General features: G+C 50.8%; 21 protein-coding genes, 1 tRNA gene and 1 pseudogene. 11 read left to right on the plus strand and 12 right to left on the minus strand.

The genetic code is table 11. From position 1 onward, the window contains the following. Window positions 1–2 precede the first annotated feature (2 nt). The 5 genes from pstA to ACIDE9_RS01730 form a co-directional block, all read right to left on the minus strand. Complete coding sequence (pstA, locus tag ACIDE9_RS01710) at window positions 3–941, minus strand: phosphate ABC transporter permease PstA (RefSeq protein WP_019881851.1); 939 nt, start codon at window positions 939–941, stop codon at window positions 3–5. A 79-nt stretch (window positions 942–1,020) separates the two neighbouring features. Then, the gene (gene pstC / locus ACIDE9_RS01715; protein WP_194741132.1) at window positions 1,021–1,947 is read right to left on the minus strand and encodes a phosphate ABC transporter permease subunit PstC; all 927 of its coding nucleotides are present in this window, start codon (window positions 1,945–1,947) and stop codon (window positions 1,021–1,023) included. Between the two features lie 138 nt (window positions 1,948–2,085). Next, a complete protein-coding gene (locus ACIDE9_RS01720) occupies window positions 2,086–3,081 on the minus strand; it encodes a PstS family phosphate ABC transporter substrate-binding protein (protein WP_411992226.1) in 996 nt (331 codons plus the stop codon). Between the two features lie 123 nt (window positions 3,082–3,204). Continuing rightward, window positions 3,205–4,206 (minus strand): inorganic phosphate transporter, encoded by a 1,002-nt coding sequence (locus ACIDE9_RS01725; RefSeq protein WP_411992228.1) that lies wholly within the window; start codon window positions 4,204–4,206, stop codon window positions 3,205–3,207. A 9-nt stretch (window positions 4,207–4,215) separates the two neighbouring features. After that, window positions 4,216–4,872, minus strand: a complete 657-nt coding sequence (locus tag ACIDE9_RS01730; RefSeq protein ID WP_194740879.1) for a DUF47 domain-containing protein — start codon at window positions 4,870–4,872, stop codon at window positions 4,216–4,218. Window positions 4,873–5,042: 170 nt separating this feature from the next. On the opposite strand from ACIDE9_RS01730, the gene prfB reads away from it, so the two are divergent. Next, a protein-coding gene (gene prfB, locus ACIDE9_RS01735; RefSeq protein WP_194753212.1) for a peptide chain release factor 2 occupies window positions 5,043–6,147 on the plus strand; the annotation gives its coding sequence in 2 pieces (ribosomal slippage) (window positions 5,043–5,123 and window positions 5,125–6,147; 1,104 coding nt in all). A gap of 54 nt (window positions 6,148–6,201) precedes the next feature. Here the strand turns inward: prfB and ACIDE9_RS01740 are convergent. From ACIDE9_RS01740 to acs, 4 genes are all read right to left on the minus strand, one after another. After that, complete coding sequence (locus ACIDE9_RS01740; protein ID WP_411992230.1) at window positions 6,202–6,582, minus strand: YchJ family protein; 381 nt, start codon at window positions 6,580–6,582, stop codon at window positions 6,202–6,204. Between the two features lie 3 nt (window positions 6,583–6,585). After that, the gene (locus tag ACIDE9_RS01745; protein WP_411992232.1) at window positions 6,586–7,062 is read right to left on the minus strand and encodes a hypothetical protein; all 477 of its coding nucleotides are present in this window, start codon (window positions 7,060–7,062) and stop codon (window positions 6,586–6,588) included. Between the two features lie 23 nt (window positions 7,063–7,085). Next, on the minus strand, window positions 7,086–8,660 hold the full coding sequence (locus tag ACIDE9_RS01750; RefSeq protein ID WP_194740885.1) for a peptide chain release factor 3: 1,575 nt from the start codon (window positions 8,658–8,660) through the stop codon (window positions 7,086–7,088). A 134-nt stretch (window positions 8,661–8,794) separates the two neighbouring features. Further along, window positions 8,795–10,771: an acetate--CoA ligase gene (gene acs, locus ACIDE9_RS01755; RefSeq protein WP_411992234.1), complete on the minus strand. Its 1,977-nt coding sequence runs from the start codon at window positions 10,769–10,771 to the stop codon at window positions 8,795–8,797. A 109-nt stretch (window positions 10,772–10,880) separates the two neighbouring features. On the opposite strand from acs, the pseudogene glnE reads away from it, so the two are divergent. Further along, window positions 10,881–13,613 (plus strand): annotated as a pseudogene (gene glnE, locus ACIDE9_RS01760) (bifunctional [glutamate--ammonia ligase]-adenylyl-L-tyrosine phosphorylase/[glutamate--ammonia-ligase] adenylyltransferase); the annotation flags it as partial. 18 nt (window positions 13,614–13,631) lie between these two features. On the opposite strand, the gene ACIDE9_RS01765 reads toward glnE, so the two are convergent. The 3 genes from ACIDE9_RS01765 to dhaL form a co-directional block, all read right to left on the minus strand. Then, window positions 13,632–15,584 (minus strand): diguanylate cyclase domain-containing protein, encoded by a 1,953-nt coding sequence (locus ACIDE9_RS01765; RefSeq protein ID WP_411992236.1) that lies wholly within the window; start codon window positions 15,582–15,584, stop codon window positions 13,632–13,634. A gap of 358 nt (window positions 15,585–15,942) precedes the next feature. Then, window positions 15,943–16,941 carry a dihydroxyacetone kinase subunit DhaK gene (gene dhaK / locus ACIDE9_RS01770; RefSeq protein WP_411992238.1) on the minus strand — a complete coding sequence of 333 codons (999 nt, stop codon included), beginning with the start codon at window positions 16,939–16,941 and terminating at the stop codon, window positions 15,943–15,945. 75 nt (window positions 16,942–17,016) lie between these two features. Further along, window positions 17,017–17,649 (minus strand): dihydroxyacetone kinase subunit DhaL, encoded by a 633-nt coding sequence (dhaL, locus tag ACIDE9_RS01775; RefSeq protein ID WP_411992240.1) that lies wholly within the window; start codon window positions 17,647–17,649, stop codon window positions 17,017–17,019. Window positions 17,650–17,771: 122 nt separating this feature from the next. Between dhaL and ACIDE9_RS01780 the strand changes: the two genes are divergently transcribed. From ACIDE9_RS01780 to rseP, 9 genes are all read left to right on the plus strand, one after another. Beyond that, window positions 17,772–17,847, plus strand: a tRNA-Arg gene (locus tag ACIDE9_RS01780). A 167-nt stretch (window positions 17,848–18,014) separates the two neighbouring features. Next, window positions 18,015–18,758, plus strand: coding sequence for a 30S ribosomal protein S2 (gene rpsB / locus ACIDE9_RS01785; protein WP_194740891.1), 744 nt, complete (start codon window positions 18,015–18,017; stop codon window positions 18,756–18,758). Between the two features lie 155 nt (window positions 18,759–18,913). Continuing rightward, entirely contained in the window at window positions 18,914–19,789 is an 876-nt protein-coding gene (gene tsf / locus ACIDE9_RS01790; protein ID WP_194753221.1) for a translation elongation factor Ts, read from the plus strand. A gap of 135 nt (window positions 19,790–19,924) precedes the next feature. Next, window positions 19,925–20,641 (plus strand): UMP kinase, encoded by a 717-nt coding sequence (gene pyrH, locus ACIDE9_RS01795; RefSeq protein WP_019881871.1) that lies wholly within the window; start codon window positions 19,925–19,927, stop codon window positions 20,639–20,641. Window positions 20,642–20,668: 27 nt separating this feature from the next. Beyond that, window positions 20,669–21,226: a ribosome recycling factor gene (frr, locus tag ACIDE9_RS01800; protein ID WP_019881872.1), complete on the plus strand. Its 558-nt coding sequence runs from the start codon at window positions 20,669–20,671 to the stop codon at window positions 21,224–21,226. Window positions 21,227–21,252: 26 nt separating this feature from the next. Beyond that, a complete protein-coding gene (locus ACIDE9_RS01805; protein ID WP_411992243.1) occupies window positions 21,253–22,017 on the plus strand; it encodes an isoprenyl transferase in 765 nt (254 codons plus the stop codon). Between the two features lie 3 nt (window positions 22,018–22,020). Next, the gene (locus ACIDE9_RS01810; protein WP_411992245.1) at window positions 22,021–22,848 is read left to right on the plus strand and encodes a phosphatidate cytidylyltransferase; all 828 of its coding nucleotides are present in this window, start codon (window positions 22,021–22,023) and stop codon (window positions 22,846–22,848) included. Between the two features lie 9 nt (window positions 22,849–22,857). After that, window positions 22,858–24,066 carry a 1-deoxy-D-xylulose-5-phosphate reductoisomerase gene (gene ispC, locus ACIDE9_RS01815; protein ID WP_411992247.1) on the plus strand — a complete coding sequence of 403 codons (1,209 nt, stop codon included), beginning with the start codon at window positions 22,858–22,860 and terminating at the stop codon, window positions 24,064–24,066. Then, window positions 24,063–25,424 carry an RIP metalloprotease RseP gene (gene rseP, locus ACIDE9_RS01820; protein ID WP_411992249.1) on the plus strand — a complete coding sequence of 454 codons (1,362 nt, stop codon included), beginning with the start codon at window positions 24,063–24,065 and terminating at the stop codon, window positions 25,422–25,424. The genes ispC and rseP overlap by 4 nt, the downstream gene beginning before the upstream one ends. Window positions 25,425–25,475 lie beyond the last annotated feature (51 nt).

The following is a 25,475-nucleotide window of genomic DNA, read 5'->3' on the forward strand; positions in this document are numbered from 1 at the left end:
CATTACCATTTAATATTTTTACGAATTTTGTAGCGCAACCAGATGGCTGCACCGTTCATTAACAGCGTGACAACGATAATCAGTGCACCGGTGGCAGCCGCATTGACATGGAATGCATGATCAGGACGCGACAACCAGTTAAACATTTGAATCGGCATCACGGTAAAGCCTGAAGACAGCCATTCAAAGTTGAGAAATGGTGGTTCAGTCGTGATCGGGCTTGGTGGCAAGAAGGCGATAAACGTCAGTGCACCAATGGTAATAATCGGCGCAGTTTCACCCAGTGCACGTGCCATGCCGATAATGATACCGGTCAGGATGCCGCCGTAAGAGTATTTGAACACGTGATCGTAAACGACTTGCCATTTGGTTGCACCGACGCCATAAGCGGCTTCGCGGATAGACACCGGGATGGCGCGGATGGCCTCACGGGTCGAGACAATGACAATCGGCAGAATGAGCAGGCCCAAGGTTAAACCGGCGGTTAGAATGCTTTGGCCGAAGTCCAGCATGTAGACAAACAAGCCCAGTGCCAGCAAGCCGTAAATGATAGAAGGCACGCCTGCCAGGTTAGACACGTTGATTTCAATCAGGTCGGTAAACCAGTTTTTTGGTGCGTATTCTTCCAGGTATAAGCCAGCCGCGACACCAATCGGTACGGCGGTCAGAAACGTGACAGACATCACCAGTAACGAGCCTACCCAAGCTGAAAGTAGACCGGCGCGGCCAGCACGGCGCGAAGGGAATTCAGTTAAAAAATCCAGGTTGAATTTTGGATGTCCATCAGCGATCAATTGCCAGAACAGCAACATCAGTGTCATTAAACCCAGCATCAGGCAAATCAGGCCCAGGGTGGCAAATAATGTGTCATTGCGCTTGTGGCGTTTAATCATGGCGCGGACATCGGCCAGATTTTCGAGAACAGAAGCTTTATGTTCCATGATTTTTTATTTCCGCATTGGCCAGTAGTCTGGCTACTGGCAGTGTATGGTGGTTATATGTCAGCAATGAGACAGTGTATTAGTAGCTTTCGCGGTATTTCTTACGTACCCAGTGGCCAAAAATGTTGAATGACAGCGTCATTGCCATCAATACCAGGCCTGCTGCAAAAATACTTTGATAACCGATACTGCCATGTGGCAAGTCACCCATGGCGACCTGTACGATATAAGCGGTAATGGTCGCTGCACTATCCAGTGGGTTAAAGGTCAGGTTAGGTTGCTGACCCGCGGCAATCGCAACCACCATGGTTTCGCCCACTGCACGTGAGATGGCCAGGATATAAGCAGCCACAATGCCGGAAATCGCTGCAGGGGTGACTACTTTAATCGCCGTCTGGAAGCGCGTCGCACCCATGGCATAAGAGCCTTCACGCATGCTCATCGGCACGGCGCGCATGGCATCTTCAGACATGGAAGCAATGTACGGAATAATCATGATGCCCATCACAATACCGGCACCCAGCATGTTGAAGCTCGGTAGGTCAGGGTAGATGCTTTGCAGCAAAGGGGTCACAAAAAACAGGGCGAAATAGCCGAATACAACGGTAGGTACACCGACTAATAATTCCAGGATAGGTTTGATGATTTCGCGTGTTTTATGTGAAGCGAATTCAGACAGGAAAATGGCTGAAATAGTACCAATAGGCACGGCAACAGCCAGTGCAATGGCCGAGGTGGTCAAGGTGCCGGATACCAGCGGCATAATGCCGTAGTGCGCATCTTCAAATAAGGGCGTCCATTGCGTGTCTGTAAAAAACTCAATGACAGAGACTGTTTTGAAAAAGCTCAGTGATTCGTACAGCAACACACCAACAATGGCAAACGTGGTAGCGACAGCGACCAGGGCGGCCATCATCAGGATCAGTTCAATAATCCGTTCTTTGACATTGCGGCGGATATTTTTCGCCAGTCTGGGGCTGATGGTCAGTTGCGCGGGAGCTTGCATTGCTTGAGTCGCCATAGTGTGTTGATCTTTTACTAATGATCAAGAGTATTGATCTGCCAGGGAAGAATTTTAGCGGATAATCCGCGGTTCAGGCCGAGTCATCACTAAAAAAGGGGCATTGCAGCCCCTTTTTTATGATTACTTGATGCGGGATAACAAGTCAGTAATCTTGATACCGACTTCTGAGGTACCGTTAAAGCCAGTGCCTGGTTTCATCGCCTTGAAGTGTTCTTTCACGGCAGTGTAATCTGCTTTTGGCAGTGGTACGTATTTCACTTCTTTCACCAGTTCTGGCGCATTTTCCAGATAGTAATTTACGAAAGCTTTGATTTCTGGCTTGAACGCTGCAGAAGTCGCGTTCACGTAAATGAACAGCGGGCGTGACAGTGGTTGATAGGTACCATCCATCACCGTAGCTTCGGATGGCAACACCGGTTTACCACCTTCTTTAGCCACTACAGGGACCGCTTTCAGCTTGTCCGTGTTTTCCAGGTAGTAAGCCAGGCCGAAGTAGGCCATGCCGCCTGCATTACCGGCTACGCCTTGTACCAATACGTTGTCATCTTCTGATGGTGTGTAGTCTGTGCGGCTGGATTTGGCTTTGCCGTTAACTGCTTCGGTGAAGTAGTCAAAAGTACCAGAAGCAGTCCCTGGACCGTACAAGTTAATTGGCTTGTCTGGGTAAGTCGCATTCACTTCTTTCCAGCTTTTCACTTTGGAGCCTGGCTCCCAGATTTTTTTCAGTTCTGCGACGGTGATTTGTTTCACCCAGTCGTTTTTACCGTTCACTACCACGGTCAATGCATCGTAAGCGATAGGCAGTTCAATAAACTGTACGCCGCCTTCTTTACACGCATCGATTTCTTTTTGTGAAATAGGGCGGGAAGCATCCGAAATATCAGTTTCGCCACGGCAGAACTTCTTGAAGCCGCCGCCAGTGCCGGATTCGCCGACAGTGACCTTAACGCCTTTAGCACGTTGGAATTCTTCAGCCACGGCCTCGGTAATCGGGTAAACCGTACTGGAACCATCAATCTTGATGATTTTGTCCGCAGCCGTTGCTGAGTGCGTGAAGCTAAATGCCTGAACAATCAGACCGGCCATTAAAGTATTGCGGAACAAACGGGTTTTCATCTATACACTCCTGTGTTTGGTGTTGTCTGTTGTGATGCACGAAATCATAAAAACTTAATATGACAGAAATGTGACAAAAAATAAAAAAGGCGCAGTCTGCGCCCTTTTTATCGTTGATTTTCCTTACAGCAAGCTTTCACCAATATGGTAGGCAATGGCGGCCATGATGGCGGCGCAAGGGATGGTCAGCACCCAGGCCCAGACGATGCGAGATGCCAGGCCCCAGCGTACAGCCGTCATGCGGCGTGATAGGCCGACACCGACAATCGCCCCGGTAATGGTATGGGTGGTTGAGACCGGAATGCCTAAACTGGTCGCCAGGAACAAGGCGATTGAGCCCGAAGTTTGGGCGGCAAAGCCACCGGTAGGACGGATTTTAGTAATGCCCATGCCCATGGTGCGTACAATGCGCCAGCCACCAAACAGCGTGCCCAGGCCCATCGCCAGCTGGCATGAAATCACCACCCAGAATGGCACGTGGAAGTCGCCGTGCAAATAGCCATTGGCAAACAGTAAGACGGTAATGATGCCCATGGTTTTCTGTGCATCGTTGGCACCATGGCCCAGGCTGAATAATGAAGATGAGATAAATTGTAGCTTGTTAAACCGGCTTTCGATTTTATAGGGCGATGATTTTTGAAACACCCACATAATGCCAATTGACAGCAGCAGCGCGAGTATCATGCCAAACAGTGGCGACAGGATAATGGCAATACCGGTACTGATTAGCTTGCTGCCGATAATCACGCCTTTGGTGCCAGAATGTGCCATGCCAGCGCCAATCAGGCCGCCAATCAGTGCGTGAGATGAAGAAGAGGGGATGCCGAACCACCAGGTGATGACATTCCAGGCGATGGCGCCGAATAGCGCGCCAAAAATGACCGTGTTATTGACGATGTTGGGGTCAATAATGCCTTTGCCCACGGTGTCGGCCACGTGCAGGCCAAAAAACAAAAAAGCGACAAAGTTGAAAAAGGCAGCCCAGATCACTGCCGCCTGCGGGGTGAGTAAACGGGTGGACACCATGAGCGCAATCGAATTGGCCGCATCGTGAAAACCGTTCATAAAGTCAAAAATCAGGGCGACGAAGACGAGCACCGCCATGACCAAAATCACATGATCCATGGCGGGTTCCTAAATACGCTCTAAGACGACGCCATGAATGACGTCGGCAACATCTTCACAGCTATCGACGGCTTCTTCAAACAGGTCATACAATTGTTTTGAGCGGATGAGTGTGCGCGCATCATGGTCTTCTTCAAACAGTCTGTGCATGCCTGAGCGCATGATATGGTCGGCTTCGCCTTCAATCTTGCTGATTTCTTCACAGGTGCGCAAAATACGCTCGGCATTTTTCATGTCGGACAGCATGTGCACTGCGTCCTGTACTTTTTCAGAGGCACGCAGCAGGATTTGCGCCAGCGCCACCATTTCTGGCGTGAATTTGCTGTTGCCGTAAATTTCGACGCTTTGTGGAATCGCTTCCATATAGTCGATGATGTCATCGAGTGCCATGGCCAGTTCGCGAATTTCGCGGCGGTCAAATGGCGTAATAAAGGTTTTATGCAAGGACAGCAGAATTTCCTTGGTGTACTCATCTGCTTCAGACTCGATGTCGCGGATGTCAGAGAAATGTTTTTGAAAACTTGCCTGGTCGACTTCTGCTGCCATCAGGGCCAGCACTTTGGAACCACGCACCGCACAATCGGCCAAACGGTTAAACAGTACAAAATAGTTATCGTTTCTGGGGCTGATTGCAGCCATGATGCGGCCAAAAGTGGCATTCGCCATTGGGTACTCCCTGGTGGTTTCAAAGTTTTGTGACAGGGATTTTACTATTTTGTGACAATGTTTGTGACAAAAATCTGTATCTGAAATGGAATACCAGGCATGTTTTGGCGCTGAATCGGGGTTTTAGCTGCGGTATAATAGCGGTTTTTACACAATTTAAAATCAATCACATGGAAGCAGAACAACTAAATGCCATCGCCAATGCGTTGAGCGATTTGACCCAACGTCACCATGCCCTCCGGGGGTATCTTTGACTACGAAAACAAAGAGCAACGTTTAGCCGAAGTCAACGGCCTGCTTGAAGATCCTAAAGTCTGGGATGACGCCGAAAAAGCGCAAAAACTGGGCAAGGAAAAACGCATGCTGGAAACCGTGGTCACTACACTGGATGCTGTCGCCCAATCGCTGACGGACAGCCAGGAATTGTTTGACATGGCACGCGAAGAAAACGACGACGATACGCTGCTGAGCGTGAATGAGGACGTGCAAAAGGTTGAAAAAACCATCGCCGAGATGGAATTTAAACGCATGTTTTCGCAGCCGATGGATGCCAATAACTGCTTTATTGAGTTTCAGTCTGGCAGTGGTGGCACTGAAGCGCAAGACTGGGCGGGCATGTTGCTGCGCATGTATTTGCGTTATGTGGAGCGCAAAGGCTTTACCGTAGAAGTGCTGGAAGAGTCCGAGGGGGATATTGCCGGTATTAAAGGCGCCTCTATCAAAGTCAGTGGCGATTATGCATTTGGTACTTTGCGTACCGAGAGCGGCGTCCATCGCTTGGTGCGTAAGTCCCCGTTTGATGCTAACTCCAAACGCCACACCAGTTTCGCCAGTGTGCAGATATTCCCTGAGGTGGATGATTCGATTGAAATCGAAATCAACCCGGCGGATTTGCGCATTGATACCTACCGTGCCAGTGGCGCCGGTGGCCAGCATATTAACAAGACCGACTCCGCGGTGCGTATTACCCACTTGCCAACGGGTGTTGTCGTGCAATGCCAGAATGACCGTTCACAGCATAGAAACAAAGAAGAAGCGATGAATATGCTGAAAGGGGCGTTGTATAACCTGGAGTTGAGCAAACGCAACGAAGAAAAACAGGCGCTGGAAGATGCCAAAACCGATATTGGCTGGGGACACCAGATCCGCAGTTACGTGTTGGACCAGGGCCGTATTAAAGACCTGCGCACCAGCGTCGAGATCGGTAATACGCAAGGCGTGCTCGATGGCGACCTGGATCCATTTATTATGGAAAGCCTGAAGCAGGGGCTGTAATTTGACCTAATAAAAAAGGCAGCGATTTAGCTGCCTTTTTTATTGCCGGGTCATTCAATCAACCTGCCCGTCAATATATAGCCATTGCCCACTTTCACGGCTAAAACGGCTGTGCTCGGTTAATTGCTCTTTCTTCTGTTGGCCACTCTGGAAGGTCGCCACAAACTTTACCAAAGCGTTATCCGTATCCACTTGCGTATGCGACAGCACTTGCAGCTTCAACCATTTAATACCCTTGAGGTCCTCTTGCGTGAGGTTTGCTGGTCGGGTATCCGCATGCCAGGTGTGCAAGATATAGTCTGGTAACTTCAGTGCATAAGCGCTGTAACGTGATCGCATCAGGCGTTCTGCATCTGGCGCGGTCAGTCCATTATGTAATGGCTGGCAGCAGTCGGTATAGGTTTTTCCGCTATAACAGGGACAGGCGTTCTTCATGGCTTAAAACAATTCCGTTTGTGCTGCAGGCGGCGCAGCCCGCAGTTGGTCGATATCAATTTCGAAAATCCCCAGCTTGCCAGCGCATGGCATCAGCGGTAACGGTGTCGCCTGCGCAAATAAAAAACCGTAATACTCCTGATGCACACCACCAAAATGCGCGCGTTGCTCGCGGCTAATGCCTGCTGGTAATTCTCCAGGCTTGCTGCATAGCACTAGCCTGGCGATACCCACCACGCCACCATATTGCAGTTTGTCTTTGTCGGGGATGGGAACATCGGTATGGGATTTGATGTATTGGTAGTATTCCTCATACAGGCCTTTGCTGGCGTGAATGAGCATGGGGCCGCGATATTGCGTGCCCCAGCTGCGGTCGTCTACCAGTAAGTAACCGTTGGCGATTAACCAGGCAAACGGTTGCTTGAACGATAGGGCCTTGATTTTTCCTGACGGGCGGCCAGGCTGCGCGAGCGTTGACATGGTCTGGCCGTCGCTGCTTCAGTTTAGGCAATTTCCCGTGTTTCCATAAACTGGATATCCGGGTAACGCTCTTGTGCCATTTGCAGGTTAACGCGGTTAGGCGCCAGGTAGACGTAGTCATCGGCACTATCCAGGCCGACGTTAAAGCCATACTTATCCGCAATCGCTTTCAGGTCGGCGTCACTGCCCTTGAGCCAGCGCGCGGTGTAGCAGTCATATGGTTCAAACACCATGTCGACCCCATATTCGTGTTCCAGACGGTGCGCTACGACGTCAAACTGCAGCATACCTACGGCGCCCAAAATCAGGTCGTTGGATAACAGCGGGCGGAACAATTGTGCTGCACCTTCTTCGGATAACTGTTTGAGGCCGATTTGCAGCTGCTTCATTTTCATCGGGTTTTTAATGCGTGCGCGGCGGAAAAATTCCGGTGCAAATGACGGAATGCCAATGAATTTAAGGGCTTCGTTCTCGGTAAAAGTGTCGCCTAACTTGATAGTGCCGTGGTTAGGGATACCGATAATGTCACCGGAATAGGCTTCATCCATAATGGTGCGGTCTTGCGCCATAAACGTAATAGCGTTGTTCACGTTAAGCATCTTGCCCGAAGCCACTTGTTTGATTTTCATGCCACGCTCAAAACGGCCGGAGCATACGCGCAAAAACGCAATACGGTCGCGGTGTTTGGGGTCCATATTGGCCTGGATTTTGAACACAAAACCAGCGAATTTTTCTTCGTTAGCAGCCACCGCGCGGGTAGCTGTTTTGCGGGCTTGTGGTGGTGGCGATAAATCAACCACGGCATCCAGCAAGGATTGCACGCCGAAGTTATTCACGGCCGAGCCAAAAAATACCGGCGTTTGTTTACCGCTTAAGTAACGTTCTTTATTAAATTCGTTAGAAGCACCACGTACCAGTTCGATATCGACGCGCAACTCTTCGGCCTGGTAGCCGATCAGTTCGTCCAGGCGCGGGTTATCCAGGCCTTGAATGGTCTCAGAAGTGCCTTTTTCAGCACGCGGGTCAAAGAATAAAATGGAGTCATTGACCAGGCTATATACACCACGGAAGGTTTTACCCATGCCGATTGGCCAGGTCATGGGCGCACATTCCATGCCCAATGTGGTTTCGATCTCATCCAGCAACTCAATCGGTGCACGGCTCTCGCGGTCCAGCTTGTTGATGAAAGTAATAATCGGTGTGTCGCGCATGCGGCAGACATTTAGCAGCTTGATGGTTTGCGCTTCCACGCCGTTGACCGAGTCAATCACCATCACCGCAGAGTCCACGGCAGTGAGCGTGCGGTAGGTATCTTCCGAGAAGTCATCGTGACCTGGGGTGTCGAGCAGGTTGACCATATGTTCGCGGTACGGAAACTGCATGACGGAGGAGGTGACAGAAATGCCACGTTGCTTTTCCAGTTCCATCCAGTCTGAGGTGGCATGACGCGCCGCTTTACGGCCACGCACTTCACCGGCCACCTGGATCGCACCACCAAACCACAACAGTTTTTCGGTAAGGGTAGTTTTACCTGCATCCGGGTGCGAAATGATGGCAAAGGTACGGCGGCGTTCGACTTCTTGCTGCAAACTGGACATGAAAAAATAGCGCTTTTGAAAAAAGCGCTATTCTAACCTAATCAAACACTTGGCCGGATTATTTTCGCATCAGGAAGATGGCCACTGCTGCGAAAATAATCAGGATAATCAAGCCTTCCATGGTGTGTGGAGTACTAATTCACAGCTTGTTTCAATTGATCCAGAATGGCGGGATTGTCCAGGGTGGAAATATCGGAAGTGATTTCTTCACCTTTCGCCAGGCTACGTAGTAAACGGCGCATGATCTTGCCTGAGCGGGTTTTGGGCAGGTTATCGCCAAAACGGATTTCATCAGGTTTGGCAATTGGGCCAATCTCTTTACCTACCCACTCGCGTAGTTCGGCAACGATCTTTTTGGCTTCTTCGCCTTCCGGGCGCTTGCCTTTGAGCACTACGTAGGCCACGACGGATTCACCTTTAATCGGGTGCGGCTTGCCGACCACGGCGGACTCAGCCACCAAGTGGTTGGCGACCAGTGCCGATTCGATTTCCATGGTGCCCAGACGGTGACCAGAGACGTTGAGCACGTCATCGATACGGCCCATGATAGTGAAGTTGCCAGTGTTGACATCGCGTACTGCGCCGTCGCCAGCGAGGTATAAATTGCCACCCAACTCAGCCGGGAAGTAACTGGCTTTATAACGCTCAGGGTCGTTATAAATGGTACGTATCATGGAGGGCCATGGCTTTTTAATCACCAGCAGGCCGCCGCTGCCCCAGGGAATGTCTTTGCCGGTTTCATCCACCACGTCGATATCAATGCCGGGGAAGGGGAGGGTACAGGAGCCTGGTACCAGTGGCGTCGCCCCTGGTAATGGGGTGATCACATGGCCGCCAGTCTCTGTTTGCCAGAAAGTATCGACAATCGGGCAACGGTTGCCGCCGACCTGTTCGTAGTACCACATCCAGGCTTCTGGGTTGATCGGTTCACCGACGGTGCCCAGCAGACGCAGGCTGGATAAGTCAAAATGGTTGGGATGTGTAGTGAAGTCAGTTTCACCGGCTTTAATCAGTGAACGGATCGCTGTCGGCGCGGTGTAAAACACGCTGACTTTGTGGCGCTGGATCATTTCCCAGAAACGCCCAGCGTTAGGGAAGGTAGGGATACCTTCAAACACAATTTGTGTGGCGCCCATGGCCAGTGGGCCATAGGTCACATAGCTATGGCCGGTAATCCAGCCCACATCGGCCGTACACCAGTAAATATCATCCGGCTTGATATCAAATGTCCAGCGCATGGTGTTCATGGCATGCAGCAAATAACCTGCTGAACTATGTTGTACGCCTTTGGGTTTGCCAGTAGAGCCTGAGGTATAGAGCAGGAATAAGGGATGTTCGGCATCGACCATTACAGGTGCACAGGTGTCGGCCTTGTCAGCGATCAGGTCATGCCACCAGGTACATTTATTATCCCAGGCCACGTCCTGGCCGGTTTTCTTGAATACCACCATATGGCGGATGCTGTCACAGCCGCCCATGGCAATGCCTTCATCGACCGCTTGTTTCAGTGGCAAGGTTTTGCCGCCGCGGTATTGGCCGTCAGAAGTGATGACGGCGACTGCACCGGCATCGATAATCCGCTCATTCAGGCTCTTGGCTGAGAAACCGCCGAATACCACGGAGTGGATAATGCCCAGGCGTGCACAGGCCTGCATGGCGACGATGGCTTCAATGCCCATCGGCAGGTAGATAATGACGCGGTCACCTTTGACCAGATTGAGCGACTTCAAGCCGTTGGCGAACTGGCAAACCTGGTGATACAACTCTTTATAAGTGATATTTTTCACATCGCCATTATCTGCTTCAAAAATAATGGCGGTTTTATTCGGGATGGTTTGCAGGTGCTTGTCCAGGCAGTTGGCGGAGACGTTCAGCTCGCCATCTTCAAACCATTTATAAAATGGCGCATTGTCCTGGTTCAGCGTTTTGCTGAATGGCTTGTGCCAAATCAATAACTCGCGTGCCAGTTTGGCCCAAAATCCTTCGTAATCCTGCAATGCTTCTGCATGCAGACGCTGGTATTCCTCCATGCTGCCCACGGCGGCCTGGCTGGAGAAAGCCTTGCCCGGCGCAAATACGCGGTGTTCATGAAGTACAGATTCGATAGACATAGCGTCCCCCAAAAATCAATGTCGAAAAATGAAAGTGTGAGCGAACCTCAGGTATTATTGTTTTGGTTCTGATTGACAAACTCTCCGAGCACACAACTCATTACAAGAGCAAAAACTCATGCAACAGCTTGCACAAATTCTAACAGAAAAGCAGGTCGCGTCTACAGAGGCCGCCTATTTGCTACATGCAGCAGCCTGCAGCCCATTTTTTGCCAGATTCGTTACGAAACATACAGATTTTATAACTGATTTGTTAGATAACTTATATAAGACATATAAGACTGAAGATGTTAACACTTTGTTTTTATATGAAAAAGATATTGAAGAATCTGTTTTTTTGCAACAAATCAGGCTGATTCGGCAACGCTTAATGGCACATATGATTGTCCGCGATTTGAATGGCCTGGCAGACTTTGCTGAAGTGGCAGAAACCACCAGTGCACTGGCAGAGTCGGCGATTACTGCAGCAGTCGATTTTTATCACGCCCGTTTGGCAGAAACTTATGGCAACCCGCGCGATGCCCAGGGGCAGGCACAACGCATGATTGTGGTCGGGATGGGCAAACTGGGTGGCCGCGAGCTCAATGTGTCGTCTGACATAGACCTGATTTTTGCCTATGAGCAGGAGGGCGACACCGACGGTGCAAAATCCATCAGTAACCAGGATTTTTTTACCCGGCTAGGCAAAAAAGTCATCGCGGCGCTGGATGATGTCACTGCCGATGGCTTTGTCTTTCGCGTGGATATGCGTTTGCGACCGTTTGGCTCAGAGGGTGCGCTGGTGTGCAACCTGGATGCGCTGGAAGATTATTACCAGAATTATGGCCGTGAGTGGGAACGTTATGCCTGGATTAAAGGCCGTGCCGTGTGCGGGCCTGACGCAGCGCTGACCAAGGTCATGAAGCCTTTCGTGTTCCGCAAATACCTGGATTTCAACGCCTATGCGTCCATGCGGGATCTGAAAGTGCAGATTCAGCGCGATGTGGTGCAGCGCCGTTTGTCGGACAATATCAAGCTGGGGCGTGGCGGTATCCGCGAGGTGGAATTTATTGCACAGGTGTTCCAGTTGATCCGCGGCGGGCAAGTGCCAGATTTGCAGATCAAACCCACATTGGCGGTGCTGGATTGTCTGGCAACGCGTGGCATGTTGCCAGCTGACGATGTCGCGGCGTTAAAAGAAAGCTATATTTACCTGCGCAATCTGGAACATCGCCTGATGTATATCGATGACCAGCAAACACAGGATTTACCGGACTCTGAGACTTACCGTGACTATTTGTTGCAGATGGTAAAGCAGCCAGATTGGGCCAGTTTTATTGCTGAGCTGAATATCCACCGTGACCGCGTGCAACGTTTTTTCGACGATACATTTAAAGACGAGCAAAGCAATGACTTGCAGCAGGAAACGGCGCTGTGGCAAGGCACCGTGAGCGGCAACGAAGCCGGGCAATGGCTGGTCCAGCACGGTTACACCCGGGCCGATGATATTGTGCATTTGCTGCAGCAAACGCGTAATAGCCAGCGTATCCAGCAGTTGCCTGAGCAGAGCCGTCGCCGCCTGGATCAACTCATGCCTTTGTTGTTACGCGAAGCGAGCCAGCAGCAAAGCACTACGCCGGATATGGCACTGATCCGTACGCTGGATTTGCTGGAAAGCATCTGCCGCCGTGCGAGTTATCTGGCGTTGCTGGCCGAGTTTCCGGATGCGCTGGCTTTGATTGTGAAACTCTGCGCCGCCAGCCCGTGGATTGCGCAGTATGTGTCGGCGCACCCGATTTTGCTTGATGAGTTGCTGAATAAGCAAACGCTGTTCAAACGGCTGGATGCGGCGCAATTAAAGATTGAACTCACGCGCCATATGCAGCAACTGGCGGGCGATGTGGAGGCGCAAATGGACGCCATGCGCCATTTCAAGCATGCCAATGTGCTTAAGATCGCCGCCCAGGATTTGATGACGGCTTTGCCGCTGGAGGCGATTTCAGATGACTTGAGCGCGCTGGCGGATGTGATTTTGCAGGTGAGTGTGCAAACGGTGTGGCAAAACCTGTCGTTTAAACATCTTGAACTCCCGAAGTTTGCCGTGATCGGCTACGGCAAACTGGGCGGCAAAGAGCTCGGTTACTTATCTGACCTGGATATTATTTTCCTGTTTGAAGATGAGGCCGACAGGGCACAGGAAATTTATGCACGCTTTGCCCAGCGCCTGAATACCTGGTTTAACACCTTGACCAATGCCGGCCTGTTATATGAAACCGATTTGCAACTGCGGCCGGATGGTAACAGCGGCTTGCTGGTGAGTACGGTGCAAGCCTTTGCCGAATACCAGCAACACAAAGCCTGGGTATGGGAGCACCAGGCGATTACACGTGCGCGGTGTGTGGCGGGCGATGCTGTGATTGGTGCATCGTTTGAACAGATACGCCACCAGATTATGTGCCAGCCACGCGACACTGCTGCACTCAAGCAAGAGATTGCCCAGATGCGCGAAAAAATGCGCGAAGCGCATAAACCCAAAGCGGGGCGTTTCGACGTCAAACAGGGCGTCGGCGGTATTATTGATGTCGAGTTTATCGTGCAATACCTAGTGTTGGCACAATCGGCGTATTATCCTGAGTTGACCGACAATATTGGCAATATTGCCTTATTGCAGCGTTGTGCCCAACTGGGCTTGATTGCGTCAAGTGCGCTGGCTGAAAGCGTCGCGGATGCTTACCGCGAATATCGTACCTTGATCCACCATGCCAAACTGCAAGGTCAGGACGCAGTGGTGGCCGATGATCAATTGCAAGCCGAGCGGGCTGCCGTCGTGCAATTATGGCAGGCGTTGTTCGTTAATAATTAATGGTGCTGCGAGCGCAGTCTAGTTGTCGGGTGTATGTTCCTGTAGCGTTGCGTTGCCGTTGTAGGTAATCACCAGGTTGCGGCCGGACTGCTTAGCTTCATAAAGCGCCAGGTCGGCATGCTTATACAGCAACTCATAGGCATAAATAGTCTCTGTCGCACAAGAGATGCCGATGCTGATGGTGGTGTGGAAGCTTTGTATTCGTTGCGTGGTATAAAACGACAACTCGGCAATCCTGACGCGGATGCGTTCGGCAATCACGCGTGCTTCTTCCAGGCTGGTGTTGGGCAAGACCACGGCGAACTCTTCGCCGCCTAATCTGCCCAGCAGGTCTTTTTCACGGATGGTGTTTTCTATGGTGCGTGCGCAAGCGACCAGCACCTGATCGCCTTGTGGATGGCCGTAAGTGTCGTTGATGACTTTGAAAAAATCGATATCCAGCATCAGGAAACATAACGGCTCGCCAGCATGATCTGCTTGTTGCAATAAGGCCTTGGCTCGGTTGTAAAAAGAGTGGCGGTTGGGGATTTGCGTCAGGCTATCAATCGTGGCCTCTTTTTCGGCCTTGTCTTTTGCGCGTTGTAATTCACGCGTCCTCACCTTGACTTGGTCCTCCAGGGAGTGGGTCAGGCGCTGCATGTCGCTACGGAAGAGCTGCAAACTGCCGGACATGCTTTTGAACAGTTTGGCCAGTTTGCCAATTTCATTATCCAGGTGGTCAGGCAGGGGCAGCACATTACCGGTGATTTTTTCGTAACGCTGCCCTTCAATGGCGCTAGACGCGTCCATAAAGGTTTCCAGCGGCTGAACAACCTTTTTCATCATCACCAGATACAGCATGATCAGTTCAATCACCAGTGCAAACAGGCTGACAATCAGGATAAATTTGGCAGCCTTGAGCGATGGCGAGGAGAGCAGCGATTTGGGGTAGACGGTGACAAACCACCAGCCCGGGCCATCAATTTTGGTCACTGCAAGAAACTCGTCATCTGATTCGACAATAAAGTAATTCTTTTGTTTTTTCTGGATATTGGTTTGCAGCGTTTTAAAGTAATGTTGCAGTTGCGTGTCTTTAAGCTGTGAAATCATCAACATGCCGCGTGTCCGGTTCATTTCTTTGATTTTTTCCGGGTGTGCAATCAGGCGGCCGTCATCCCGGAAAATAAAGTTATAGGTGCCGGACAAATGGTCGTTAAACACGCGGTCAAACAAGGCGTTCAGCAAGATATCGTGGCCGATATTCAGGGTATTGGTCGGTGTAATATCAATCGGTGTTTCCAGTGACACCATCCATTCCAGCGCAGTTGGGTCGTAGTACAGGCCGGTCCAGACGCTTTTGCGTTCGGGATTATTTTGCCGCGTGGTGATATAGACCCACTCTTCACTCAGTACATTCAGTTTGCTGGTGGCGTTATCCGCCCACCTCACGCCTGGCCAATACACAATGTTGACGTTCTCAGGCATGGAGACGTAGAGGTTGGCAAACTGCTGGGTCCAGGCGACACCAAAGTGGTCCACCATGGTGTAGGCAAGCAGCAGTTTCTTTCTAAAGGCATTGTTTTCAATCGGCGCATTGGCGCCAATATAGGCGGTGACATCCTTGCTGAGCAGGCCGGAGTGATTGAAATAACCATCGTAGGCTTTTTTCTGTAAGCGGATGGTCTGGTCTGGTCTTCTTTCAAACGCATGCCAAAAGAATTGGTCGTTATAGAAGAAGTCCTGCTGCCAGTGCGCCAGGTAAGTTGCCCTGAATATCTGGTGATTCGATTCCGCCAGTTTGAAAATCCCGCTCTCCCGCTGCCCGCGCTCCTGAATGTAGTGCTCCAGGCCGTCTATGGTTGAACTGACCAGGGTTTTGTAAATGTGCCAATAGGTGAGGGCGCTGACGGCAATGATGACGATGCTGACCCTGACGGCCATCTGCAACATCACATCCATGGTCAACGATTGTTTGTAGTTCGGGAAACGCATGATCAATCCGGGAAAGCTATATTTCTGAAGGCAGTGAAAAACTTTCTGAATATGAATTCACGGAGAATGGCAGATGGTTATTGCAGACATACACGCTCAAATCTTGTATTTATGTTGTTTTGTTTTATATCAATCCGCCTGTGGCAAGGATTGTTTCGCAGCTCTTAGAGTCAACATACTCCTGCGCTTGCAGGGATGCAATGACTAAATAAGACTAATTGCATTGCGTGTGGCGGATTGCTGCAATTATGCTGATTTTGTTGAAAACGAGCGGGAACGGGTATGGTTGAGAGCGTCGGCCTGCAAGTGATGCTGAAGCCTGCAGGCCGATAGAGTAGGAGTATGGAGCAGTCGGCCTTTAGCAGCCCCAGCGTAAACCGGCCGTGTGTACCGGGCTATCCCAGTGTTGTTTGATCTCGTTATCCAGCAGGCATACGGTGAGTGAAGCGCCTGCCATGTCTATGGCGGTAATATAGTTACCGACCAGGCTACGGGCAATGCTGAATCCTTTTTCTGTGAGCAATTTCGCCGCCGTGTTGTAAATCAGGTATAGCTCCATGAGTGGCGTGGCGCCCAGGCCATTCACCAGCAGCAAAATGTCGCCTTGGGTCGGTAATTGTTTGGCTTCGAAATCGTGCACGATGGCATTCACCATGTCTGCAACCATGGCATCCGCAGTACGCATCGCTTCGCGGCGACGGCCGGGTTCACCGTGGATGCCGACACCCATTTCGATTTCGGTATCGTTGATGTCGAAGGTGGGTCGACCGGCGGCAGGCACTGTGCAGCTAGTGAGCGCGACGCCTATGCTGGAGGTACGCAGGTTAATTTTATCGCCCAGCGCCTTGCAACTGGCGAGGTCGGCGCCGGTTTCTGCCAGGCTGCCGACACATTTTTCGATAATGACGGTGCCTGCTACCCCTCGGCGGCCAGTGGTGTACGTACTGTTGACGACGGCACAATCATCCGAAGTAAGTACCGTGGCATGTTCAAATGGCAGCATTTCGGCAGCCATTTCAAAGTTCATGACATCGCCGGCATAGTTTTTAACAATAAACAGCACGCCTTTGTCGGCGTGTACTGCTTCTGCCGCTGCCAGCATCTGGTCTGGTGTCGGTGAGGTGAATACCTGGCCAGGACAGGCCGCATCCAGCATGCCTTTGCCTACATAGCCCGCATGTAGTGGTTCATGGCCGGAGCCACCGCCAGAAATGATAGCGACCTTCTGTTGTGATTTTTGTTTGCGGCTGACAAAGGTGGGGTCGAATTGCACTTCGACCAGGTCGCCGTGCGCCGTGGCAAAGCCAGTCAGGCTTTCAACCAGCATGTGATCAACATTGTTGACGAATTTTTTCATATCAATGCCCCTGTTCTTTTGTCAGCGTATGGCGTAATGCCCGGCTGGGAGTGGTTTGCTTGTGGCGGCCTTGTTTTATTGTTTCGATAGTACAAGGTCACAGATGGTATCTATCATCACCTGGCAGCTTTTCGCGCCAGCATCCAGGTGGCCGATGGCGCGCTCGCCCAAGCCTGAAGCACGGCCTTTGGTCGCCAGCATATTGCGGGTAGATTCCAGGCCGTCGCTGGCAATGGTTTTCAGTGCCGCAGCGATGTCTTTGCTGGATTGACCTTGCTCTGCCAGTTGCTTGAATGCCGTGGCCACCGGGATCAGCACATCTAACATGGTTTTTTCACCGGCTTGTGCCTTGCCGCGTTGCATAATCGCCTGCACGCCTGCCTCAAACGCAAGTGAGATTTGCAGTGTGGTCATGGTGTCGCTGGTTTTAAGCGTTTTACTCATGCTCATAAAGAAACTGGCAAATAAAGGTCCGGAGGCGCCGCCAATGGTGCTGAGTAACTTCATGCCGATCTTGTTCAGTGCATCGGCGCTAGATAGGGTGCTGAGTTCATCTGCCAGGCCAGTAATCGCCTCGCAGCCACGCTTCATATTGATGTAATGATCGCCATCGCCGATCTCGCGGTCCAGACATTCAATATCAGCTTCATGGGCCAGGATGGCATCGCGGATGGCGGCGGCATAGTGATTGATGGCAGAACTGTTCATGGTATGGCAGCTTAACGAGACTGAAAACCGCATGTTACTCACAAGCCTGCTGCGTCGGCAAGTCTGATTTTGTTGTTTTCAGGGTAGGCGTTTTGGTCGCTTGCGTTTAAAATAGCGCCGCGGTCCTCGTGGTGAAACAGGATATCACCAGCCCCTCCTAAGGGCTAGTTTCAGGTTCGAGTCCTGACGGGGACGCCAGCACTGCTGTGAATGCAGTTAAGTGCTTGAAAGTAATTGATTTAAGCGCTATAATTTTGGATTGACTTTCGTGTCAATTAACTTGCATGTAATCACATTGGGTGCCCTTTATGGGGTGTTTTTGATTGCATGTTAATGAATAACCCTTTGAATGGAAAGATAAAATCATGTCCGTGACTATGCGTCAAATGCTGGAGGCCGGTGTTCACTTTGGCCACCAAACTCGTTACTGGAACCCAAAAATGGCCGAGTTCATTTTTGGTGATCGTAACAAAATTCATATCGTAAACCTGGAAAAAACACTGCCGCTGTTTGAAGAAGCACAAAAATACGTGCGCACTTTGGCAGCAAACAAGGGCCGTATTCTGTTCGTGGGCACCAAGCGTCAAGCCCGTGACATCGTTAAAGAAGAAGCGCAGCGCGCTGGTTGTGCATACGTTAATCACCGCTGGTTGGGTGGTATGCTGACTAACTTCAAAACAGTGAAGCAGTCTATCAAGCGTCTGAACGACTTTGAAGCCATGATCGAAGATGGCAGCATTGACAAGTTCGGTAAAAAAGAAGCTTTGGGCATCAAGCGCGAAATCGAAAAGCTGGAGCGTTCTATCGGCGGTATCCAGGAAATGGGTGGCTTGCCAGATGCGATTTTCGTGATCGACGTTGGTCATGAAAGCGGCGCGATTACTGAAGCACGCAAACTGGGTATTCCAGTGATCGGTATCGTGGATACCAACAACTCTCCAGATGGCATCACTTATGTGATCCCTGGTAACGATGACTCCTCACGCGCAATTCGTTTGTATGCACGTGGCATGGCTGATGCGGTATTGGAAGGTCGCGCAAACGCGATTTCTGAAATCGTAAAAGCTGCTCAGGAAGAAGCTGCACCAGCTGAGGCTGTTGCCGAGTAATTACTCGTAGCTTAAAAAGGGGCGATGCGCCCCTTTTTCTATTGCATTTCATCATATGTCTGACACATGAATGGCATATGCTAAAAAGAATTTTTAAGATAAATCCGCAATGAGATAAATGCTCATGCAGGAATCCTAACAAAAGGAGCAAATAAATGGCTGAAATTACCGCAAGCATGGTGAAAGACTTACGTGAGCGCACCGATGCCCCAATGATGGACTGTAAAAAAGCGTTGACTGAAGCTGAAGGCGACATGACCCGTGCAGAAGAAATTCTGCGTGTGCGTTTTGGTAACAAAGCCAGCAAAGCTGCTGGCCGTGTAGCGGCTGAAGGTACTGTTGGCATCAGCATTTCTGCTGATGGTAAACTGGGTACATTGATTGAAGTCAACTCTGAAACTGACTTCTGTGCCAAGAACGAAGAATTCCTGAAGTTTGTAGGCGATCTGGCACAAACTGTGAACGAAAATAACCCGGCTGATATTGAGGCTGTGGGTACATTGCCACTGCGTGGCGAGACCGCTGAAGCTGTGCGCGCGCAGTTGGTTGGCAAAATCGGTGAAAACATCACGCCACGTCGTTTTGTTCGCACGCCAGCAAAAGGCCAATTGTTTAGCTATGTACACGGCAGCAAAATCGGTGTGTTGCTGGACCTGGTGGGTGGCGATGAAGCATTGGGTAAAGATATCGCTATGCACATTGCTGCAGCTAAACCAAAATCACTGGATGCTAGCGGTGTAGACGCTGCGCTGATCGACGCTGAGCGTCGTGTGGCGATCGAAAAAGCCAAAGAAGCAGGCAAGCCAGAAGCGATGCTGGAAAAAATCGCTGAAGGTACTGTGCAGAAGTTCCTGAAAGAAGTGACTTTGCTGAGCCAGGCTTTTGTGAAAGATGACAAGCTGAGCATTGAGCAATTGCTGAAATCCAAAGGTGCAAGCGTGGCTTCGTTCAGCATGTACGTGGTCGGTGAAGGCATTGAAAAAGCAGTGGTTGATTACGCTGCTGAAGTGGCTGCTGCTGCTAAAGTCTAATTGACTTTTTAAAGCGGTATCCCAAAAAGTGGAATCCCAGGATTCCACTTTTTTTATGCCCAAAACGGGCGCAAGACGCCAAAGAAAGCGCGTTTTGTGATTAAATAAGCACATTTTGAGTTTGGGAAAATAATCATGGCACAACCTGCTTTCAAGCGCATATTGCTCAAGTTGTCTGGTGAGGCGCTGATGGGCGATGATGCCTATGGCATTAACCGCGAAACAGTGACGGCCATTGTGGCGCAAGTGAAAGAAGTCGTCAGTATGGGCGTGCAAGTTGGCATCGTCATCGGTGGCGGCAATATTTTCCGTGGTGTGGCCCCAGCAGCTGAAGGTATGGATAGAGCAACCGCCGATTACATGGGCATGCTGGCCACTGTGATGAACGCCATGGCTTTGCAGGATGCGATGAAGCACGCGGGTGTGGCTGCGCGCGTACAGAGTGCGCTGAATATTGAAGCGGTGGCTGAGCCTTATATTCGCGGCAAGGCGATTCGTTACCTTGAAGAGGGAAAAGTGGTGATTTTTGGTGCCGGCACCGGTAACCCGTTTTTTACCACAGATACTGCGGCAGCTTTGCGCGGTGTAGAAATTGATGCGGAAATCGTATTGAAAGCGACCAAGGTCGACGGTATTTACACGGCGGACCCGAAAAAAGACCCGACGGCGACACGCTATGATATCGTCTCTTATGATGAGGCGATCAACAAGAACTTAAAAGTTATGGATGCCACGGCATTTACGCTGTGCCGTGACCAGAAAATGCCGATTGCGGTGTTCAGCATCTTTAAAGAAGGTGCATTGAAACGCGTGATTCTGGGCGAAAATGAAGGAACGCGTGTCATGGCTTAAGCCTGACATGAAGATTGGAGAGTAACGATGGTTGAAGAAATTAAAAAATCTGCTGAGCAGAAAATGCATAGATCGCTGGAAGCATTGAAAACCGATTTGGCGAAAATCCGTACAGGCCGTGCCCATACCGGTTTGCTGGATCACGTGATGGTGGAGTATTACGGTTCTATGGTGACTGTTAGCCAGGTGGCCAACATCAATCTGGGCGATGCGCGTACATTGAACGTGCAGCCTTACGAGAAAAACATGATTGCCAAGGTTGAGAAGGCGATCCGTGACTGTGACCTGGGTTTGAACCCAGCCACCAATGGTGATTTGATTCGTGTGCCTATGCCGATGCTGACCGAAGAGCGTCGTCGTGACCTGACCAAAATTGTGCGCTCCGAAGGTGAGGGCGCCAAGGTGGCGATCCGTAACGTGCGTCGCGATGCTAACGATGCCTTGAAAAAATTGATCAAGGATAAAGCGATTTCTGAAGATGATGAGCGCCGTGCGCAAGACGAAGTGCAGAAAATGACCGACAAGGCGGTGGCCGAAGTCGACAAAATTTTGCAGCAAAAAGAAACAGATTTGATGGCGGTTTAACCGCGATCAGGGAATCAGGTATCGATTTGGGTTTATTTTCCAGTTCTACCAAGCAAGTCCCGCCTATTCAGGAAGTGCCGCAACATGTTGCGGTGATTATGGATGGCAACGGACGTTGGGCAAAAAAGCGTTTTTTACCCCGTGTGGCTGGTCATCAGCGTGGCCTGGAATCTGTACGTGCGCTGGTGAAAGCCTGTGTCCGTCTCGATATCAAATACCTGACCCTGTTTGCTTTCAGTAGCGAAAACTGGCGTCGCCCACCGGATGAAGTGACTTTTTTAATGAGTCTGTTCCTGGAAGCATTGGACAGGGAAGTCAGAAAATTGCATGAAGCCAATGTGATTTTGAAGCTCATCGGCGATCGCAGTCCGTTTAACGATGCTTTGCAGCAAAAAATGCTGGAGGCTGAGCAGCAAACGGCGGCCAATACCGGTTTGACGCTAACCATCGCCGTTAACTATGGCGGCCGTTGGGATGTGGTGCATGCAGTGAACCAGTTGCTGGCCGACAAGGGCAACGTGACTGAAATCAACGAAGCAGACCTGGCGCCTTATCTGTCCATGCCATATGCGCCTGAGCCGGATTTGTTTATCCGCACCGGTGGCGAAACCCGCATCAGTAACTTCCTGTTATGGCAACTGGCTTATACTGAGCTTTATTTTACGCCTACCTTGTGGCCAGACTTTGACGACGCTGCTTTTGAAGCTGCCTTGGCTTCGTATCACCAACGCGAAAGACGCTTTGGTCGCACCAGTGAACAACTGACTACCGATAGCGCTCCCTCTAAGTAAACTATGTTAAAAACCAGAATCATTACTGCAATTGTATTGCTGGGCTTGTTTTTGCCAGCCCTGTTTTGGTTGTCACTGATGGGTTGGGCAGCGGTGATGCTGGTGCTGACACTGGTCTGTTTGCGTGAATGGGCTGGCTTCTTGCAACTGAGTGTGACACAAACGCGTGTTTACTTGGCTGTGTCTGCGGTCACTGGCGTGGGTTTGCTGTGTCTTTTGCAACAATTTGGGTTTCACTGGTTTTTTTATCGCGCCTTGCAAGTATTTGCCGCCGCTAGCCTGTTCTGGCTATGTGTGGTGCCTATCGCACTATTTTTTAATGACTTTTCCAAACACAAATCACTGAACCTGGTATTAGGTTGGGGTTTGATGATGTCATTATGGATGGCATTAGTCACCGCCAAGGAAGTCAATCCTTATGTGTTGCTGGTGATTATTTCCACCATCTGGCTGGCAGACAGCGCCGCTTATTTTGCCGGTAAACAGTTTGGACGTCACAAGTTGGCCCCTGCCATTAGCCCTGGCAAGACTTGGGAAGGCGTTGCGGGTGCATTGCTGGCAGTGGCTGTGTATGCTGCTGCTTTAAAGCTTAGCGGTGCAGTGGCTACCTGGTGGGTATTGCCCGGGTTGTGGGTAGTGACCATTGCCGGTATTTATGGCGACTTGTTTGAATCCTTTTTTAAGCGTCGCGCCAATCTTAAAGACAGTGGCCAATTTTTACCGGGCCATGGTGGTTTGCTGGACCGCGTTGATGGCGTGATTCCGGCGTTGCCTATTGGCATGTGCCTGCTGTTCTGGTTTCATTACTGGCAACAGACTTATTCGTTTTAAGAGGTTAATGTGCAATACGTCACCATACTCGGCAGCACCGGCACTATCGGTCAGCAGACACTGGATGTGATTTCACAACATCCTGGCCGCTATGGCGTGTTTGCGCTGACGGCGCACAGCAATGTGGAGGCCATGTTGCAGCAATGTGCGCAATATCAGCCACGTTATGCGGTGATGCAGGATGCCGCGTCTGCGCAATTGTTGCAGCAACGTGTGCAAGCTGAACAGCTCAAGATTGAGGTGTTAGCCGGTGTTGATGGGTTAACTGAAGTAGCTGCTCATGCAGAAGTCAGCATTGTGATGGCTGCCATTGTCGGTGCGGCAGGCTTGCTACCAGCGCTGGCAGCGGCAAAAGCAGGCAAAAAGATTTTACTCGCTAATAAAGAAACCCTGGTGATGGCAGGCCAATTGTTTATGGATGCCGTCAAACAAGGACAAGCTACCTTGTTGCCGATTGATAGCGAGCATAATGCCATCTTCCAGGTCATGCCAAGGCAAGCCTACAGCGATTTGCGCGATGTTGGCGTTAACCAGATTATCCTCACGGCTTCCGGTGGTCCTTTCCGCCGCTACACGCAGGCACAACTACAGGATGTCACCCCAGCCCTGGCGCTTAAACATCCGAATTGGGTGATGGGCGCGAAAATTACCATTGATTCATCCACGCTGATGAACAAAGGGCTGGAAGTGATTGAGGCGCGCTGGCTGTTTGATGCACGTCCCGAGCAAATCGAAGTCGTGGTGCATCCACAAAGCGTGATTCACTCTATGGTGTCTTATGTCGATGGCAGTATCCTGGCGCAATTGGGTAACCCTGATATGCGCACGCCGATTGCCTATGGCCTGGCCTATCCGGAGCGCATTGCTTCCGGCGTGAAACCGCTGAGTTTGATTGAGGTGGCCAAGCTGGAATTTGAAGCGCCTGATACCCAGCGTTTTCCATGCTTGAGCTTGGCTTATGACGCATTGGCCGCAGGCGGCACGGCGCCCGCTATCCTCAACGCCGCCAACGAAGTGGCGGTGGCTGCCTTCTTGCGTGAGCAGATTCAATATCTGGACATTCCACGTTTGCTGGAAATGACTTTGCAGCAATTGCCTGCTGAGCAGGTGCAATCGATTGAGCAATTGCTGGCGATTGATGCAGAAGCCAGAGCGTTTGTGACACAAGCAATTGCTAATATGACCACTGCCCCAGTGCGCAAGGCTGTCAGCGTATGACCTCTATCTGGGCGTTTATTGTTGCCATTGGTGTGCTGGTCACCATTCATGAGTTTGGCCATTATCTGGCGGCACGCAGTTGTGGTGTACGTGTGCTCAAGTTTTCTATTGGCTTTGGCAAGCCTATCTTCAAATATCAGGCACATGCGCAAGCGACCGAGTGGGTGTTGTCGTGGATTCCATTGGGTGGTTACGTCAAAATGTTGGACAGTCGCGAGACGGATGTGGCGCCTGCGCCTGGCGCTGACTGGTCGCAAGCGTTTGACAAGCAGTCTATCGCTGCGAAAATGTGGATTGTATTTGCTGGGCCTTTGGCTAACCTGTTGCTGGCATTTGTATGCTATTGGGGCTTGATTGCCCAAGGTGAAATTGGACTTAAGCCCTATATCGGGCCAGTAGAGCAGGGCTCGCTGGCGGCGGCCGCCAAATTACGCCAAGGCGACCTGATCGTATCATTGGATGCTAAACCTGTCGCCACTTGGCAAGAGGCACAATGGCAATTACTGGAAAGCTGGATGGTGCACAAGCCGGTAGCAGTCGTCACCAGAACGCCGCAAGGAGAGATGCATCAACAGGTATTGCCGCTGAACCAGTTGGCTGGTGAGCCAGATGGTGAGGTCATGCAGAAAACCGGCCTGGCTGTATTGATGCCTGTGGTTCCCGCTGTGATTGGTGACGTGATGTCGGACTCTGTTGCAGAGCAGAGTGGTTTGCAAACAGGTGACCGTATCCTTAAGGTCAACCAGAAGCCTGTTACGGATTGGCAGCAGTTTGTCAAACTGGTGCGTGCCAGTCCAGCCCAGCCGTTGAAAATTGAATATCAGCGCGGAGATCGCCTGGTGCAGGTGAAGTTGTTGCCGGAGGCCATACAGCAAGGCGGGCAAAAAATCGGTCGCTTGGGTGCCGCCGTCAATATGGATGCTGTGGATTTAACGCCATATCAGGTGGTTCGCCAGTACAGTGCATCACAAGCCGCTGTGCGGGCGCTGGATAAAATGCAGGAAACCATTGCATTTACCCTGAAAATGCTGGGCAAGATGATCACTGGCCAGGCGTCACTCAAAGCCATCAGCGGGCCGGTGAGCATCGCTGATGCCGCGGGTGAATCGGCCGGGATGGGGCTTAAGCCTTACATCGGTTTTATTGCTTTGCTGAGTATCAGTATTGCCGTCATGAATCTGCTACCGATTCCAGTATTGGATGGCGGTCATTTGTTGTATCATATGGCGGAATTGATACGAGGAGAACCATTACCTGACAAGGTGTTGGCGATTGGGCAGCGTCTGGGTTTAGGTATTTTAGGGGCATTGATGGTGATTGCATTTTTTAATGACATCAATCGTTACCTGATAGGTTGAAAGCATAGTTAATGAGAATAAAATCCAGTTCCAAATTGTGGTTGTGTTTAT

Source organism: Methylophilus sp. 'Pure River' (genome assembly GCF_046765995.1).
Classification (GTDB): domain Bacteria; phylum Pseudomonadota; class Gammaproteobacteria; order Burkholderiales; family Methylophilaceae; genus Methylophilus.

Excerpts from the sequence above, each read along its gene's own strand:
- pstA (WP_019881851.1), bottom strand. The coding sequence starts at position 941 with ATGGAACATAAAGCTTCTGTTCTCGAAAATCTGGCCGATGTCCGCGCC.
- rpsB (WP_194740891.1), top strand. The coding sequence starts at position 18,015 with ATGTCCGTGACTATGCGTCAAATGCTGGAGGCCGGTGTTCACTTTGGC.
- ACIDE9_RS01745 (WP_411992232.1), bottom strand. The coding sequence starts at position 7,062 with ATGTCAACGCTCGCGCAGCCTGGCCGCCCGTCAGGAAAAATCAAGGCC.
- dhaK (WP_411992238.1), bottom strand. The coding sequence starts at position 16,941 with ATGAAAAAATTCGTCAACAATGTTGATCACATGCTGGTTGAAAGCCTG.
- ACIDE9_RS01740 (WP_411992230.1), bottom strand. The coding sequence starts at position 6,582 with ATGAAGAACGCCTGTCCCTGTTATAGCGGAAAAACCTATACCGACTGC.
- rseP (WP_411992249.1), top strand. The coding sequence starts at position 24,063 with ATGACCTCTATCTGGGCGTTTATTGTTGCCATTGGTGTGCTGGTCACC.
- dhaL (WP_411992240.1), bottom strand. The coding sequence starts at position 17,649 with ATGAACAGTTCTGCCATCAATCACTATGCCGCCGCCATCCGCGATGCC.
- pyrH (WP_019881871.1), top strand. The coding sequence starts at position 19,925 with ATGGCACAACCTGCTTTCAAGCGCATATTGCTCAAGTTGTCTGGTGAG.
- pstC (WP_194741132.1), bottom strand. The coding sequence starts at position 1,947 with ATGCAAGCTCCCGCGCAACTGACCATCAGCCCCAGACTGGCGAAAAAT.
- ACIDE9_RS01765 (WP_411992236.1), bottom strand. The coding sequence starts at position 15,584 with ATGCGTTTCCCGAACTACAAACAATCGTTGACCATGGATGTGATGTTG.
- ACIDE9_RS01750 (WP_194740885.1), bottom strand. The coding sequence starts at position 8,660 with ATGTCCAGTTTGCAGCAAGAAGTCGAACGCCGCCGTACCTTTGCCATC.
- ACIDE9_RS01720 (WP_411992226.1), bottom strand. The coding sequence starts at position 3,081 with ATGAAAACCCGTTTGTTCCGCAATACTTTAATGGCCGGTCTGATTGTT.
- acs (WP_411992234.1), bottom strand. The coding sequence starts at position 10,771 with ATGTCTATCGAATCTGTACTTCATGAACACCGCGTATTTGCGCCGGGC.
- ACIDE9_RS01810 (WP_411992245.1), top strand. The coding sequence starts at position 22,021 with ATGTTAAAAACCAGAATCATTACTGCAATTGTATTGCTGGGCTTGTTT.
- tsf (WP_194753221.1), top strand. The coding sequence starts at position 18,914 with ATGGCTGAAATTACCGCAAGCATGGTGAAAGACTTACGTGAGCGCACC.
- ACIDE9_RS01725 (WP_411992228.1), bottom strand. The coding sequence starts at position 4,206 with ATGGATCATGTGATTTTGGTCATGGCGGTGCTCGTCTTCGTCGCCCTG.
- frr (WP_019881872.1), top strand. The coding sequence starts at position 20,669 with ATGGTTGAAGAAATTAAAAAATCTGCTGAGCAGAAAATGCATAGATCG.
- ACIDE9_RS01730 (WP_194740879.1), bottom strand. The coding sequence starts at position 4,872 with ATGGCGAATGCCACTTTTGGCCGCATCATGGCTGCAATCAGCCCCAGA.